Source organism: Bartonella sp. AP3QHHD, from assembly GCF_042195765.1.
Taxonomy (GTDB): Bacteria; Pseudomonadota; Alphaproteobacteria; order Rhizobiales; family Rhizobiaceae; genus Bartonella.
Genome location: NZ_JBHIPC010000049.1, coordinates 1 through 14,795 on the forward strand (window position 1 = coordinate 1; position 14,795 = coordinate 14,795).

At 39.4% G+C, this 14,795-nt stretch carries 18 protein-coding genes; 13 read left to right on the forward strand and 5 right to left on the reverse strand.

Annotation, left to right across the window (positions count from 1 at the left end; all coding sequences use genetic code 11):
- A partial coding sequence (locus tag ACFIL7_RS02630) for a YopJ/AvrA family T3SS effector serine/threonine acetyltransferase (RefSeq protein WP_375683312.1) occupies positions 1-846 on the reverse strand: 846 nt, incomplete at its 3' end.
- A 413-nt stretch (positions 847-1,259) separates the two neighbouring features.
- Between ACFIL7_RS02630 and ACFIL7_RS02635 the strand changes: the two genes are divergently transcribed.
- The gene (locus ACFIL7_RS02635; RefSeq protein ID WP_375633372.1) at positions 1,260-1,484 is read left to right on the forward strand and encodes a hypothetical protein; all 225 of its coding nucleotides are present in this window, start codon (positions 1,260-1,262) and stop codon (positions 1,482-1,484) included.
- Between the two features lie 1,111 nt (positions 1,485-2,595).
- On the opposite strand, the gene ACFIL7_RS02640 is transcribed toward ACFIL7_RS02635, so the two are convergent.
- Entirely contained in the window at positions 2,596-3,162 is a 567-nt protein-coding gene (locus ACFIL7_RS02640; protein WP_375636890.1) for a hypothetical protein, read from the reverse strand.
- A gap of 1,890 nt (positions 3,163-5,052) precedes the next feature.
- On the opposite strand from ACFIL7_RS02640, the gene ACFIL7_RS02645 reads away from it, so the two are divergent.
- Positions 5,053-5,556, forward strand: coding sequence for a hypothetical protein (locus tag ACFIL7_RS02645; protein ID WP_375683313.1), 504 nt, complete (start codon positions 5,053-5,055; stop codon positions 5,554-5,556).
- Positions 5,557-5,867: 311 nt separating this feature from the next.
- On the opposite strand, the gene ACFIL7_RS02650 is transcribed toward ACFIL7_RS02645, so the two are convergent.
- Positions 5,868-6,053 carry a hypothetical protein gene (locus ACFIL7_RS02650; protein ID WP_375683314.1) on the reverse strand — a complete coding sequence of 62 codons (186 nt, stop codon included), beginning with the start codon at positions 6,051-6,053 and terminating at the stop codon, positions 5,868-5,870.
- A gap of 127 nt (positions 6,054-6,180) precedes the next feature.
- Here ACFIL7_RS02650 and ACFIL7_RS02655 point away from each other — a divergent pair, with 127 nt between their 5' ends.
- The 10 genes from ACFIL7_RS02655 (at position 6,181) to ACFIL7_RS02700 (ending at position 11,824) form a co-directional block, all read left to right on the forward strand.
- A complete protein-coding gene (locus ACFIL7_RS02655; protein ID WP_375683315.1) occupies positions 6,181-6,759 on the forward strand; it encodes a hypothetical protein in 579 nt (192 codons plus the stop codon).
- A 198-nt stretch (positions 6,760-6,957) separates the two neighbouring features.
- Positions 6,958-7,290 (forward strand): hypothetical protein, encoded by a 333-nt coding sequence (locus tag ACFIL7_RS02660; RefSeq protein ID WP_375677009.1) that lies wholly within the window; start codon positions 6,958-6,960, stop codon positions 7,288-7,290.
- 291 nt (positions 7,291-7,581) lie between these two features.
- A complete protein-coding gene (locus ACFIL7_RS02665) occupies positions 7,582-7,902 on the forward strand; it encodes a hypothetical protein (RefSeq protein ID WP_375683316.1) in 321 nt (106 codons plus the stop codon).
- A gap of 212 nt (positions 7,903-8,114) precedes the next feature.
- Positions 8,115-8,363, forward strand: a complete 249-nt coding sequence (locus tag ACFIL7_RS02670) for a hypothetical protein (RefSeq protein ID WP_375634503.1) — start codon at positions 8,115-8,117, stop codon at positions 8,361-8,363.
- Positions 8,364-8,466: 103 nt separating this feature from the next.
- Positions 8,467-8,640, forward strand: coding sequence for a hypothetical protein (locus ACFIL7_RS02675; protein ID WP_375636896.1), 174 nt, complete (start codon positions 8,467-8,469; stop codon positions 8,638-8,640).
- A gap of 2 nt (positions 8,641-8,642) precedes the next feature.
- Positions 8,643-9,008, forward strand: coding sequence for a hypothetical protein (locus tag ACFIL7_RS02680; RefSeq protein ID WP_375636897.1), 366 nt, complete (start codon positions 8,643-8,645; stop codon positions 9,006-9,008).
- A 227-nt stretch (positions 9,009-9,235) separates the two neighbouring features.
- Positions 9,236-9,601: a hypothetical protein gene (locus tag ACFIL7_RS02685; RefSeq protein WP_375677010.1), complete on the forward strand. Its 366-nt coding sequence runs from the start codon at positions 9,236-9,238 to the stop codon at positions 9,599-9,601.
- A 13-nt stretch (positions 9,602-9,614) separates the two neighbouring features.
- On the forward strand, positions 9,615-10,766 hold the full coding sequence (locus ACFIL7_RS02690; protein WP_375683317.1) for a DUF6990 domain-containing protein: 1,152 nt from the start codon (positions 9,615-9,617) through the stop codon (positions 10,764-10,766).
- 88 nt (positions 10,767-10,854) lie between these two features.
- Positions 10,855-11,229 (forward strand): hypothetical protein, encoded by a 375-nt coding sequence (locus ACFIL7_RS02695; RefSeq protein WP_375662350.1) that lies wholly within the window; start codon positions 10,855-10,857, stop codon positions 11,227-11,229.
- Between the two features lie 10 nt (positions 11,230-11,239).
- Positions 11,240-11,824, forward strand: coding sequence for a hypothetical protein (locus ACFIL7_RS02700; RefSeq protein ID WP_375662349.1), 585 nt, complete (start codon positions 11,240-11,242; stop codon positions 11,822-11,824).
- Between the two features lie 903 nt (positions 11,825-12,727).
- Here ACFIL7_RS02700 and ACFIL7_RS02705 read toward each other — a convergent pair.
- Both ACFIL7_RS02705 and ACFIL7_RS02710 read right to left on the reverse strand, forming a co-directional pair.
- Positions 12,728-13,243 carry a short-chain dehydrogenase gene (locus tag ACFIL7_RS02705; protein WP_375683318.1) on the reverse strand — a complete coding sequence of 172 codons (516 nt, stop codon included), beginning with the start codon at positions 13,241-13,243 and terminating at the stop codon, positions 12,728-12,730.
- An 18-nt stretch (positions 13,244-13,261) separates the two neighbouring features.
- On the reverse strand, positions 13,262-13,825 hold the full coding sequence (locus tag ACFIL7_RS02710; protein ID WP_375633355.1) for an NADPH-dependent FMN reductase: 564 nt from the start codon (positions 13,823-13,825) through the stop codon (positions 13,262-13,264).
- A 604-nt stretch (positions 13,826-14,429) separates the two neighbouring features.
- On the opposite strand from ACFIL7_RS02710, the gene ACFIL7_RS02715 reads away from it, so the two are divergent.
- Positions 14,430-14,603: a hypothetical protein gene (locus tag ACFIL7_RS02715; protein WP_375683319.1), complete on the forward strand. Its 174-nt coding sequence runs from the start codon at positions 14,430-14,432 to the stop codon at positions 14,601-14,603.
- Positions 14,604-14,795: the final 192 nt, after the last annotated feature.

The window sequence follows — 14,795 nt, forward strand, 5'->3', positions numbered from 1 at the left end:
GTTTAGGGTTTCGCCTTTTTTGTTTACTTTTTCATGTGCCGCGTCTGGATTGGCTTTTAGATATTCCCCAAGACGTCTTCTGCCTTGCACGTGTTTGTATAAACGAGCTGGAAGATATGGATCTAATTTTTCAGCAGGTAAAGGCGTGTCTGGTTCACATAACACACCCTTAATATTATCTTTGTGTAGTCTTTCTAATTTTTGAGCTTCGAGATAAAGCTTTTTGGCAAGGCTTAAGCTGAACATCCCACATTCAGAGGAGCTTCGTTGAATATCCATTTCTACCATGGCAAAATGAATATTCGGAAATTGGTGATGTTCAATGGATTGTCGCGTCCTTAATGCAAGTAATGCGGGAAGCGTGTCACGCAGTAAGGTCGGTTCAAAAAAGATCAAAGATGTTTTATTATCAATGGTTTGATGATCGACAACCGCAAAATGAATTCCCCTATCTTGTGCGTTAACGATCAGCCTAGAAGATTTTATGCCCTTTTCGAGCGTTTCTTTGAGTGCAAGGGCAAAGCCGTCAGGGGGGCTTGTAAGTTTGAGATTCATCTCTGGATATTTACGATTTGCTTGATCGACCAAGGCTGGCATCATGTAAAGATCTAAAATATCATAATAATTTTTGATCCAACTGCCATCGGCATTATGCTGTTCTAAACCAGCAACAATATCTTTTAACTCGGCACGGTTGAAAGGGGTGTTTTTTATTTTTTCAATGTTAAGCCGTTCTAAATGTGCAGTAAGAGTGTCTAATGATGCATTTGCATGCGCTCCTTCAGGTGCGCTTGCTCCTTCTGGTGTTTGTGAGGAATGAGGTGGGGGAGAATCTTGTGGCTTCATAATCTTAGCCTCTATGTTGATGATCGATAGGTGGTATTATCTTCTTCAATTTTGGCTAAACAATGTTTTGAAAAACAAGCCTTTGCATCTTGAAAGGTGAGGCGATGAGAGCATAATGATGCCGTTTTCATATTTTTATGCGTGTATTGCTCATCATTGCTGTGATGTATTATATTGGTATTTTATGGGGGGATTATTAGGGCGTTCTATTGGGAGCCCGTGAATACGGCTTGTTTTGAAAATCTCAAAATTATAGAGTTGTTGGTGATGCAAATTGGGTGATGCAAAAGAAAACAGTCAGAAAAAGACGAAAGATACCTTCAAACCGTAAAGTTTTAAACATTGTCGCAAGACACACTGTTTTATAACAGTCTATAATAACTTATAATAGCCTATAATAATGCGAAAATTTTATGATGAAATCTGGACACAGAAAACCCCTTACCGCACCCGTCATTAAATACGATTTTTCAGATTCTGTCAACCGCAAAACGATTATTTTTCCTCCTTTATCGCGGGAAAAATCTACAGAAAAAAGCTCATTCATTGGCTATGCAGCAAAATATCTTGTTTTAATGGAAAAGTTTTTGATGTGGCAAAAAACATTTTCTCCTTTGAGAAAGGAGGGGACAAGATGAAGGGAGAATTGTGGTTTTGAAATCCGTGGTATTTTATTGATGGAATTGGGAAGGCGGTGGTTGGAAGGTATTGCGGGGGCAAAGCTTTAGGTATTGCGCAGGGGGTGTTCCGAGGGGGATGACGAGGTGGGGGGCTCGTGGGTGCTTAGAGGCGTGATGGCCCTTCGAGTGGCTGTTGGGGTCTCTAAAGATTTCTGTATAAAGATTTATTGAGTAAATGCTTTTTCTCCTTTGAGAAAGGCGGGGACAAGATGAAGGGAGAATTGTGGTTTTGAAATCCGTGGTATTTTATTGATGAAATTGGGAAGGCGGTGGCTGGATGGTGTTTGCGGAGCAAAGCTTTAGGTGTAGGCGATTTGTGTGGGTGAATTGGGGCTATGCTGGCTGTCGTATTAGTGGTGATGTGATGGGGGGGGGAGGGTTATCGGTGCAGTTGTTGATGAGGGAGGAGATTGTTGGTAGGGGCTTTTTCTTTCGTTTAAGGGATGATGCTTTTAATTGTGTCAAAAATCAACGGGTTGTTTTAATGATAAGCTATTTATTTATAGTGGATATTTTATCGTTATTTATCTTGAATGAGAAACCCAGATTATGCTGAAATAAAAGCCATAGCTCTTGTCCGTCATAAGATCAGAAGAGCCATATAGAATTGTACAAGAAAAGATGTAAAATGACGATAATGAATTATCTGAAGAGCTAAGGATGTCGCGATATTGGGGGAAGCGTATGATGAGGGTGATTTGTTACAATGGGGGGTAGAGGGGAGAATGTTGCTGTTTTAAAGAGGGGGCAATATTTATCCTGCCCATGCCGTGAATATGCCGTGAAATATTGTCCTTTGAGGCATGGATAAGTGAGGTATGGGTAGATATAAGGTTAAGTCTCTTTGACAGTTGAAGTATTTTTTTAAGGGCGTGGTGGATATTTTTAAGCTTGTTTGTTGTGCGCTTTAAGCTTGTTAACCCATGAAATTTTATGAAAGGGCAAGCTCAGTGGATCTCAAGTGTCACTTGCCAAAGGGGGACTTTATAAAGGCGCTGGTTATAAAGAGGCATGTTATAAAGGAGGGGGAGAATCTTTATCCTGTGAGGGGGAGGAAATGATGGGTGTTTTAGCCAAGGCTCTTTTGGGTAGAACTGTCAAAATGTTTATAAAGGGCATCAAGAATAATACGCAACGAACCAACAAGATTAGGCAGCGGTTGATCTTCTATAACAAGATAGTGTAATGCCGCATGAAAGTTGTGTTGACGATGTAGATATTGTGCTTCTTTAATCGCTTCTTGCATAGCTTCATAGTGTTCGGTTGCTCTTTGGACCCATTGCTTTTTTGCTTTCTCATCTGATGCGCTGTGCGTAAAACCATCATAATAACCGTTTGGTAAACCTTTTGCACATAAATAGTCGTTTCTAATTTGCAAGTATTGTTGCGCCGTGTCATATTGCTCTTTACTGATGCCTGATGAAGCCTCTTTATAGCCAAGCAAACAAAGACGCCCAATATAGGTTCCGACAAGCGGATTTTTCGCTTCTTCGAAGCTTAAACCAAAGTGTTTTGCACGCATTTCAATCGCAGATTGAAGCGCAGATTCGCTGGAATTTTGGGCACGTGAAATACAGCTATTGGGCTCTCGCTTTCCTGTTATTTTCGATCTACTGCGTTTTTTACGTATTTTCATGAACTTAACCATTTGAATGAAAAAGAAACTGTCTGTTGATGGGGGACAGTGATGTAAAAAGCACTTGGCGCAAATATTGGGGGGAGCAAATACTTAAGAGGGGGAAAATACTTAAAAGGAGGAAAATACTGGGGGAGTGAGCAAATACTGGGAAATATTAGCCGTTGCAGATCAAAAAACAAACGATACTAAAGGCGTTTTAAATGCAAAGAAAAGCAACGGTGTGGGGCGAAAAAATCATCTTTAAGGTGGTTTCTTACCTTTTTTATCTTATCCCTATCAGTCTTATCTTCCGCCCCTATCATGCTTATTTTTTTATTGCTAGCGGATTATTTGCTTTTTAAATATTTCTTAACTGTTCTTGAGAGATTGAAGGAAAATTTTTGTCAAATGTGAATGAAAAAATAACAATGGATTTCAAGGGCATGTCATCGTCTTTCTAATAGGAAGTTTTTTCTAATGGGATTATTTGTCTCTTTTTTCACGAGCGCTTTGTGGAAATTTTTCAATTCCACTTTTGAAAGGTCATTGTTTTCTTAAGTTGGAAGCTTTTTATTTGGGTTCTCTTATTTTTTTGTTGTTGGGCGCTTTCCCAAGATATTTGATATACATCACGCTGTTAAGCATACTTTTATCCTTTATAGGAGATATATTGTCTTCTGTTGAGTGGCAGAGAGCGGCAAAAAGCAAACCTCTACATTCTATTATAATAGCATAAGATGCCCTATATTTTCAAATAAAATATCGTTTATCGGCTTAAAATAAACTGTGAATGATCTCGCTATTTTGTTTGGTGTATCCTTTATAGCGTATAAAAATCTCCGTTTTAATGGATCTCATCATAAGACGAGGGGATGTCGTTTAAAGGACGGAATGCATTATCGAAAGAAGCTGTTTTTATAAGTGGAAAATGCCTTTATAAAAAGATGCTTTTATAGGAGATGCCTTGATGAATGTAGGGGCTGTGAGATATTTCATCTTTAATGAAGAATTTTTAAAATGAAGCCTTTTTGATTAAGAAGCTTTCAAATGAGGATTAAGGTTGTTTGTCGCACGTTTTTCATACTGGATAATCGATTGCTTGTTTGACTTTGTTTTGTGTTGCTTTTTAAAGAGCCATGTCTTAGGGCTCTCTTTTGCCCATTTTTCAAGGGTGCTCATGAAGGGTATAACGATAAAGTCCCCAATGAAATCCATATAAAGTTTGAATAATATAAAATCTATTGCACACTTCCATTTTTACGCTTGTGAAGAAGAAAGTCCGTAGCATCACACATTTTGCCAGTCCTCTTGATCAAGACGTTTTACTCTATAGAGAAAGGGCAACAATGCTTTTAAAGACCTTGGGGTGGAGGGGGAAAATTGAAAGAGAAGAGGGACATCTATTTATTTACGAGACCGTGAAGGACAGTTTCTCTCTCTGGATGAAAAAGATTTTGTGCAATTTAATTATGGAATTGTGAGAGGCGCTGGTATTCATGCGGCGGCGTGCCAAATAATTAATCCTTATCATTTTAGGGCTTTGCCAGATTGACAACGAGGCTTTAAGGCAAAGGGATTGGAAATTTTTGAGGAAAAGGTAAGCCGTCCAGTGATTACGTTGTGCACTCGAGAAAGCTTGAGAAGAGGCAATGACTAAGGTTGATTTGGGACTGAGGTTGATCTTGGCCGCGTGCTTGGCTTTCAATAGAACACCCTTCCTTGGGAAAAGGGGTGTTTTGGCTTGTAAGCGCGCATGTATAAGCGCGTATAGGGCAATGAATAAAATATTTAGAAGGGAGATTATAGTGCTTGCATTACTCTGAGAAGGGTGCTAAGCGAATTTACCGCGCTGGTGGCGTGCTATCAAATATTGAAGAGTGGGAATTTTAGAAGTGGGGGAGTATCCGTATGATCGAAGATAAATCACAACACCAATCTGCCCATAAGGGAGATAAGGCTTTTGTATCGCAGCCAGTGTTGGATCAATCAGAAGCTTTCAAAAAATGGACGGCTCTCTCAACAGGCGATTATATCATCATTTGTTGTTTGGCTATCCTCTTGTTGGTGCTTTTTTCCGCGTCTGCCTATATGAGCCCTTTGGAATTTTTTCACGTTATATCCAAGGAACAGCTCCAAGCACTGGGAAAAATGAAACAAGAAGATTTTCAAGAAATGAGTCAGAGTTTTATACAGATTCCTGCGATCGAATTTCTTCGTAACTTCGGGTGGAATGGTGTTTGGGCTTTTTTATGTCTCTTACCGCAAATAATTTTTGGCGTCCTTTTCGTGTTGTTTCCGCTCTTTTCTATTTTTAACGCCATTTCTAAACGGGATGCGAAGGAAATGATGAAGCTGTGGGAAACATTGCCAGAGCAGCAACAGCCAGACAACCAATCTCTCAACAAAATATGATAGGGGAGAAAAGTGATCACTTCTATAATGCCTCTTTTAATAACTACATTATTGATCTCCTTAGGGATAGCTATCTTTATTTATTCTGCGTGGAGCATGGTACTCTTTTCTACCGTGAAGATCATCTTGGCCATTTATTATTCTTTGATAAAACGGGCAGTACTGTTATGTAAGATGCGAAGGAAATTAAAAAAGGGTGCAGCGCAGAATTTGAGGCATAATCAGGCAGAGGGTAGAGGACAGAATACAGTTCTTGCAACACAGTTCAGTGCCTTTTCTTTTCAAGAATCTTTGCTTCTCTCAAAAAAAGATTATAAAATAATCTCTTGGATGGCTTTCATTGCAGTTGCGCTTTTTATACATGCTGTGCTTTTTTCGTCTTTTATTGCACGATATGCGACTGTTTCACACAATAATCCGTTGTTTTTTTTGTTATTGATTGAAGCGCTGCCGTTTTTGTTTATTTTGGTATGTAGTGCCATCACTTTACCTGTCATTTTAATTCTCCATAGTTTCCTTCATTATGGCGTGAAAAAAACAGTAAAGAAATTAGAAACATTTGCTTGAGAAGAGAATGAAAATGATGATTTCATATCAATGCGATAGGGGAAAAAAGTGAGCATTATGATACAATATTTGAGTTTTTTAGGGGGCATCATCATTGCCATTTTAATGTTTATGGTTATGATTAGGCTTCCTTACCTGTTGATCAAGCATATGAAGTTGTCTTTTAAACTCACTCAAGACGTGAAAAAGAGTACGACGCAACAAAAGCAAGCCATACAACAGTTGCGCAACGATCTGGGAGAAATGAAAAGACACAATCTCGCGCATAAGACACTTGATGCGAAAATACGCTTTCTTAACTTTAAAGAATCTCTGCCTCTTTATTCAAAAGAATGTAAAATAATTCTTTTTATTTTTATCCTCTTTACCGTTTTGCAATTTGCTTTCTCTATCGTACATTTGGTATGGTGGAAGGATAGTATGGTCAGTTTTATAGTACCGCGGTTTTCAATAGGTCGCATTATTTATGGCCTTCTATGGTTAGGGGTTCTTCTCTTTTCTCCGATCATTGGGATCATGTGTATAAAATTAACGAGAAAATTGAACAAAATGCTTCAACAATTGGAAGAAGCGATACAACAACGTGATCAGGTAATCCGTATGCAGAATGTGGTAGGGAGACAAAATGACGAGTAGTCTTATAACATTAATAGCCATTTCTTTCCTGTTCTTTACGCTCTTAGGTGTTTTAATATGGGCGCCAATCGTTGTCATTTATTACCTGTTTATCAAGCGTGCGAGGCTTTATTGTCGCGTGAAAAAGGAACTGAAATGCGTGCTTAATGAACGCGATATCGCCTTAAAACAGAACTCCCCAAAATAAAAAGCAGCAGAATGTTTGATAAAAAGCAGCTTTCTCTTGTTTGGCAAGACTATAAAAAAATATTCTATCTTTCTACGGTCATGGCGACTGCTCCAATAGTTATAACTGTTGTCGTTAAGATATGGAGAGGGCAGGACTTTGTTTCTCTTGTCGTATTCGAGCCACTGGCATGGCTGCTTGCCTGTACTTTTTTATTCTTACCGATTGTTTTTATTATGCGTTTTATCGTGACCCGTCAGTTGAACAAAATGATACGGCAATTAGAAGAAGAGGTTGAGCAGAAAGGAGCTCCCGTCATATTATATGATGTGAGTGAGGGGAAAATGAGCGAGGGGAAAAAGTGAAGAGGGCTTTTATTGAGCCTTGCCTTTGACTTGTTCATTAAGGAGCATGGGGGACACTTCTCGTTTTATGCCTTTTTATATTTGTGTCGTGTTTTTGAGAAAAATTGAGGCTCTTGCTTGAGTGCTGGGGGGAAAATGAAGAGGGGCTGCTCTTGGACTTTACTTGCTGTTGTTCTCTTAAAGAGAGAAAATCTTGTAACTTATTTTCTTTTTATCAAGCATAAAAATGTGTCTTACCAAGCGATATTGAGAGCGAAAAATCTATACTTAAAGCAAAAGATATTCTGGTGTTTGGGGAAGAAAAGCCCATTTTTTGCAGGTGGAGAGGCAAGACGCATAGAGAAGGTGAGCCAAAAGCACACGTTTTGCTCCATAGAAAGTGTAACAGTGCTTTTAAAAAGCTTGAGGTGGAGGGAGAAAATTGAAAGAAAAGAGGGACATCTATTTATTTACGAGACTGTTATTTATTTACGAGACCGTGAAGGACAGTTTCTCTCTCTGGATGAAAAAGGTTTTGTGCAATTTGGTTATGGAATTGTGAGAGGCGCTGGTATCCATGCGGCGGCTTGCCAAATAATTAATCCTTATCATTTTAGGGCTTTGCCAGATTGACAACGAGGCTTTGAGGCAAAGGGGTGGATTTTAAGGCAAAGGGATTGAAATTTTTTGAGGAAGAGGTAAGCGTAAGGCATTTATGCTGTGTACTTGAGGAAGTTTTCGATGAGGGCAATGAATGAGGTTGATCTTGTCCGCGTGCTTGGCTTTCAATAGAACACCCTTCCTTGGGAAAAGGAAATTGTTCTATCTCTCAAGTGGACTCTTCTTTGCTACACTACCTTGGGGCTTTGGTATTGAGGGCTGATGTTAACATTTGGCAGCTTTCTCATAAAAACTTTATGGAAGATGAAAGTTTGGGCTTTGAAAAAAAATATCGAAAAAATCTATTTGGGCCGGTTTTGCTAGATGATTCAAATCGTCATAAAGACAAAGCAACTTCGTTACGATTTTCTTGCACTCGTTTGCTTCTTCTTTGGAAAGCAGCTTATCTTCCTGAAAATAAAAAGAGCACTTAGAATTTTAGAACCATAGACCCAAATTTGTGCAATAGAAGAAGATATTTTTATGAAAATTTGATCGAGGAGAAAAGAGAAGCCTTAAGACAATAGGGGGTACACTGTGAGTGATGAAAACATGATGTTTGAAGGTGATGGAAAAAAATGCACCGCTGATATTGTCTTTATAAAAAATGAGGGATACAAGCGCGTGATATTGATTGAACCCTCATCCATTGTGAGGACGAAAGCTTCAGTTCATGAAAATGGCTTAGAAATTGAAACAAATGAGGGGTAAAAATGAGGGGCAATGGAAAAAATGCACCATTGGATGAAGAGCCACGGTCTTTTTCGCTGGAAGAAACGTTTCTGACAAGCAAAAATTATAAAGTCATCTTTTGTATTGCTTTCATTGTGTCAGCTTTAAGAACGGCTCTTCTCTTCTTACTCATGTGGCTTGAGTGGAAGTTGGCGGGGTGGGAAGGGGATGTCATAACAGTTCTCTTTTGCATCGTGCAGGTTATATTAGATTTAATTTTTGTATTCATTCCTGTTGCCTTTGTGGTCCGTATCATCTTTACGCGTTTGTTGAAAAAAAAGCTCGATAAATTGGATCAAGTAATTTGGCAGCGAAGAAAAAACAATTATCAACAAAACCGCGCGTGAAGGGCGGGCAGAAAATGAATACAGGTCTTTATATATTCTCATGTGTTGTAGGAGCACTTCTCTTCGTGCAATGTTTGAAGGTGATGAAAAAAAATGCACCCTTGATATTGTCTTTATAAAAGATGAGGGATACAAGCGCTTGATATTGATGAACCCTCATTCATTGTGAGGACGAAAGCTTCGGTTCATGAAAATGACTTAGAAATTGAAACAAATGAGGGGTAAAAATGAGGGGCAATGGAAAAGATGCATCATTGGATGAAGAACCACGGTCTTTTGCGCTTGAAGAAGCGTTTCTGACACGCAAAAATTATAAAGTCATCTTTTGTATTGCTTTCATTGTGGCAGCTTTAAGAACGGCTCTTCGCTTCGTACCCATGTTGCTTGGGTGGAAGTTGGCGGAGTGGGAAGGGGATGTCGTGGCAGCTCTCTCGTTAATTATGGAGCTTATATCATGGTTTATTTTTTTGTTCATCCCTGTTGCCTTTGTGGTTCGTATCATTTTCACGGTTCTGTTGAAAGAAAAGATCGATATGTTGGAGCAAGCAATCTGGAAGCGGAGAAAAACCGCTTCTCAACAAAACAGCGCATGAAGGGGCGGAGAAAATGATAGATATTAAAATGATGGATATTATTGTTGTACTCTCGTGGGGTGTGGGCTTGACGCTTTTCACGCTGCTTTCTGCCGTGGTCGTGATGTTTATTTGGGCATTGTATTACTCTACTTTCAAGCGGGTGAGACTATATTGCCAAGTGACAAAAGAATTAAGCCGCGTGCTTGAACAACCTGTCGCTTTTGAGCCGTCCAGTGAGGAAATGCCGATGATTAAGCCGTTATCTGAGGTAAAAGAGTTTTCTCTTTCTGATGAGAAAATCCTAACGATGGAAAGTGCAACGGCGCTTTTAAAGAGTTTGGGATGGAGGGTGGAAATTGAAGGAAAAGGGGATCATTTGGCCACCTATTATTTACCAGATCGTGAAGTGCAGTTTCTTTATAATGCTGAGAAGGGGTATCCGCGATTTGATTGTGCAATTGCGGTGGTTTCTGGTATCCATGCGGCGGCTTGCCAAACAATAGACCCTTATAATTCTGGAGGTTTGATTGCTCTTGAATTGAGTTTTGATGTGAAGGGGTTGGAAATTTTTGAAGAAAAGGTAAGCGTTGGATGTTTACGTCGTGCACTCGAGAAAGCTTTAGATGAGGCAATGACTGAGGTTGATCTTGGCAAGATGCTTCACTCTCAATATAGAATCCTGCCTTGGGAAAACAAAACGGTGGTCCCTCGGTTGGCTTCTTATTCCCTGCGTTATCTTGCGGCTCTGGCTTTGATGGGCGATGTTGAAACTTTACACTCTTATCACAAAAGCTTTATGGAAGGTGAGAAGCTGGGCTTTGAAACAAGCATCGAAGAAGAGCATCTGGAACGCGCGATGGTGATTGCTCAGGCGGTAGAAAAGACAAAGCAACCCAGTTACGATTTGCTTCAACAGGCGGCAAAGGATTTTTCCATGGAGGTAGAAAGCTATGAATGTTTTAGAGCTACAGATCCCAATTTGTGCAATAGAAGAAGAGATTCTTATGAAAATTTGATCGAGGAAAAAAGACAAGAATTAAGGCAACAGGGATATTTTGTTTACGAAAAGGACGCAATTTGTGAGGTTGATGGAAAAAACTATCGTCCTCATATTCTTTACATAAAGGATGGGGAGTTAGAATATATGGATGTAGAAATTAGGATTGATGAAAAAATTTATTGAGAAAAATAAAGAGTTTAGATAAATTAAAAAGAGCTTAAACCTAAAAATAATGCGTAAAAAGCGCGAAGTGTAAAAGCAGAGGGGAACAATGCAGGAGAAAAAAGCAACATTTGAAGTGTCTTTCTTTTCATTCAAAAAATTTATGGTGTCTTCAGTGGAAAGGCGTAAAGGGGTGAGGAGCTGTGAAATAATAGGGCGCCGCTTTTTCACTATGTTTTGCACATGTCTTATCATGATGGCTTTAGAAGTTCCTGCTGGTGCAAAATCTCTGGTACAGCCGTTGCAATGGATAAAATGGGAAGGAATTGGTTATCTTATTTTTCTCTTACCAGTGTTGATTTGGTTTTGTCTTCTCACTCCTCTTCCGATCATTTGGGGGCTTTATCGTTTTAAAGAGCGCAGATTGGAAAAAATAAAGAAAAAACTAAAAGAAAAAATAAAGCAGCAAGAGATTAATCAATGAGACTATACGCATGAGGGGTGAGATCGCGCTTTTTATTTTGTTTCTGCCGTTTGGATATTTTCTTCTAAATGCAGTTACAGTTTTTGCCATTTTCGTGAATATGATTATTGTGGCGCCTTATTATTCTTTAATCAAGCGTTTGAGGCTCTATTACAGAGTGAAAAAACAAAGACGTTTGATGAAAGAACACCCACAGCGTTTTTGTTTCTTTGAAAAAAGCGGAAAAGAAAAAGAGAGAGTGCCGCAAAACTTAGCACTAGAAACACAGATAAGTTCCTATTCGTTAAAAAAATGGCTCGCTTTTTCACGCAAAGATTATATCCTCCACGCATGCCTCTCTTTCATCATTATGTTTTTCAAAGCTTATGTCTATGTGATTTGCTCTAAAGGGATAGCTGAGATAGATGAGAGCAGATTTGAATATATTATCATTCTCTTGTTTTTCTGGTTTTTTTTATCGGTATGTATTTTTGCAACGATCCCTGTTGTTGTGATCCTTCGTGAAATTTTAACCCATCGATTGAAAAAGAAGATTCAGCAGTTGGAAGAAGTGACTGAAGCAACCCAATCAATCAATTTATACCATACAAATTAATTTATAAAGGGAAGGGGATAAAATGCATTACGAAATAGCGGCATTTTGGACGGTGATTTTGATCATTCTGCTGGGGGGTGTTTTTGATTTTTTCTTAACAATACCCATTGTGGCACTGTATATTTCTTTTATAAAGCGTTTGATATCGTATTACAAGGTTACACGGCAATTAAATGCAGCGCTGAAAAAGCGTATGTAGCGCTCATGTCATGGGGGGAGGTGTGAGTTTTAGATCATGCCATTGCTTCACAGCTTGGGAGGAGGGCATGGATTATTTTTCTCATTTTACGCTGATCTCTGTTTGAAAAGGGCTGATGCCAATTAATAGGCTTGTAATAGGCTGTGGCTGTTTATCAGAAGTTTTCCTGTTTTCTGTGAATTTGCAAAATCGTAAAAACGTGAAACTGTAATGGCAAGGATGTATGGTTGCTTAAGAGCTGTGAGGGTTTTGGGGCGGTTGGGGAGAAGAGAGTGGCAATGGAGGCGTAAAGGCTGGATTGTGAAATGCGTCAAAATTGGAATGGGGGATTGGGAGAATGGAGGGCGTTGGGGGAAAAGGGTTGATGGCAATGAATAGGCTGATGATAGGCTTTAATGGGGCTGTTGATCGGCAGTTTGCTTGTTTTCTGTGAATTTGCAAAATCGTAAAAACGTGAAACTGTAATAGGGTATGTGGTTGCTTAAGGGCTGTGATGGTTGTGGGGAGGGGATAAGCCCGTGTGAGGAGGAAAAAACGTTTGGTTCTGAAGCTGTTGATATAAGGATGCTGTTTAGAGGCGTAAAGGAGGGGAACTGTTCGTTCACAAAGCTTATGATGTAGAGAGTATAGGCTATTCAAGAGGATGTTCGGGTATGGATAGAGATTGAGGGGGCTCGGCTTCTTTGCATGGCAAGAGGTATTGATCATAAGTTTTGTTTATTCATATGGTTTTTTATGGCATCCAGTACCTGTTGGCTTATCTCCTGATGTGTTAGCCATCGTAAACCTTTTGACGTTGTTTTTTGTCCTAATTGAATGGGGATAAAATCAACTTTGTTTTTGCGCGCGCACTCGAGGATCATTTGATCATGCGTGTTGGAACCAAGAATATGAAGAATACATGGTGGTTTAGGCAAAAGAGCTAACTGCTCAATTAATGCGCAAGAAAATGCATGGGCAGGTGAATGAATCCATAATATGCAATATTTTAGATCATGCCATTGCTTCACAGCTTCTAAAAATTGTGCCTTTGATGCTGCACAATCATAATCCAATGGCACACACATATGCTGTTTTTGCAATGCCTCAAGCTGGACTTTATGGGAAAGAAAGCGTGCAGCAATAATCACTTCTTGCGGCTCTAGTGATTGATACAAAGGGGCAAGCATCCCTGTGCCCCCTACCACTAAATAACGATAGTGCGCATCCTTTTTTTTCATGCCCCCTCCCTTATTGCTTTAAATCCCACCTCTTTGCTTTAAAAATGTGTACATTTCATCAGCAAGTCTTTCACAACGTGTTTGTACCTCGTCACTTATAACTTTCCAAGTACGACCTTCATCATCTGAGGAAAAATCTTCGTTGGAAGAGGCGATTTGACATTGGAGTGCATAGCCATAAAGCGTGCGCACCAACGGCAATAAATGTTCACACGGTTGTGCGCATTTTTTGGCGGTACTTCCATGAGAGATAAGCCCAACAGGTTTATTTAAAAAGGCATTATAGCTCAAATTATCAAGAGCATTTTTTAAAACACCCGAATAAGACCCTTGATAAACGGGGCTTGCTAGAATAACGCCATCAGCCGCTGCAATGGTTTTTACAAACTTACGAACCGCAGCACTTGGATTAGCCTCAACCTGCTGATGATAATCTGGATCTGTCATCGGCAAGGGCTGTTCACGCAAATCAACCCAATGAAGTGATGCACCCCGCTTTATGAGGCAATCGGCTAAATAATTGGCTAAAGTTCTTGTTAAGGAAGGTTGACGCACAGACCCCAAAATAATTGCTATATTCAACAGGATTCTCCTTTATCTTTTCCCCACAAGCCTATAACGCAAGGCTTATAAAGAATTGTGAGTAAAATGGCGCGTATCATTATGCTGTCCATAAAGAGCAATTGTGATGATATCGCATCATCATAGAATCAGTCCATGCTAACAAGATTGTTGACAAAACAACACCTCAAACTTGTAAGAGAATGTTAGTGCTTTCATTAATATTAAAATGCTTGATCTCAAGAATCGCGGCTGTCTCGTGTCTTAGAAGCGCTTTTATGAATATATTCTGAGCTATTGGCTTGCAAGAACTCTAATGAAAAATGGAATGTATCGTCATATTTTGATTTATAATGATCATTGAGCCTTTTTAATTGAAATAAGAAAGTTGTAAGATTTTCTCATTTCAAATGTTCTTATTGCGCGATCATTTGCAAATCAATGGAAGTTCCTTTTTTTATGTCTTAAGTGGGCGGAAAACAATTGAGAAAAGAATAAAAATGCTTCTGTCTTTTCAAGGGATAAAGACTATCGTAAAGGCGGGGTATGCCTGTTTTTGGGGCAGGGGTGGGTTTGTTGTAGGAGCCTTAGGCTAATGGGGGTTGTCCGTGTTGAGGAACGAGTTATGGCGTGGCTTGTCGCAAGGGAGGGTAAGGCTATTGTAGAGGCTACAGGGGGCGTATATGAATGGTGCCGGATTACATTTTTTATTGAAATAATAGGGGTGATAGAGTTTATAGTAAGGGGGATATATTCATGGGGGCGCTATTGTTATCCCCTTCATGGGGGCTGTTCATGAAATGGGGGTGATGCGTGTTGGTTTGCAAGTGTTGAGAGATGTTTTTTTAAACAAGCACGTGAATTGGCAAAAGTATTGGCAACATAAATATGCAATACGAGTGTTCTCTGGGGTGTTCTGTTTGACGACAATGGATGCAATTGTGCTTGAGAGATTATGCGTGTCCTTATAAAGTCAGGGACAAACAGTTGC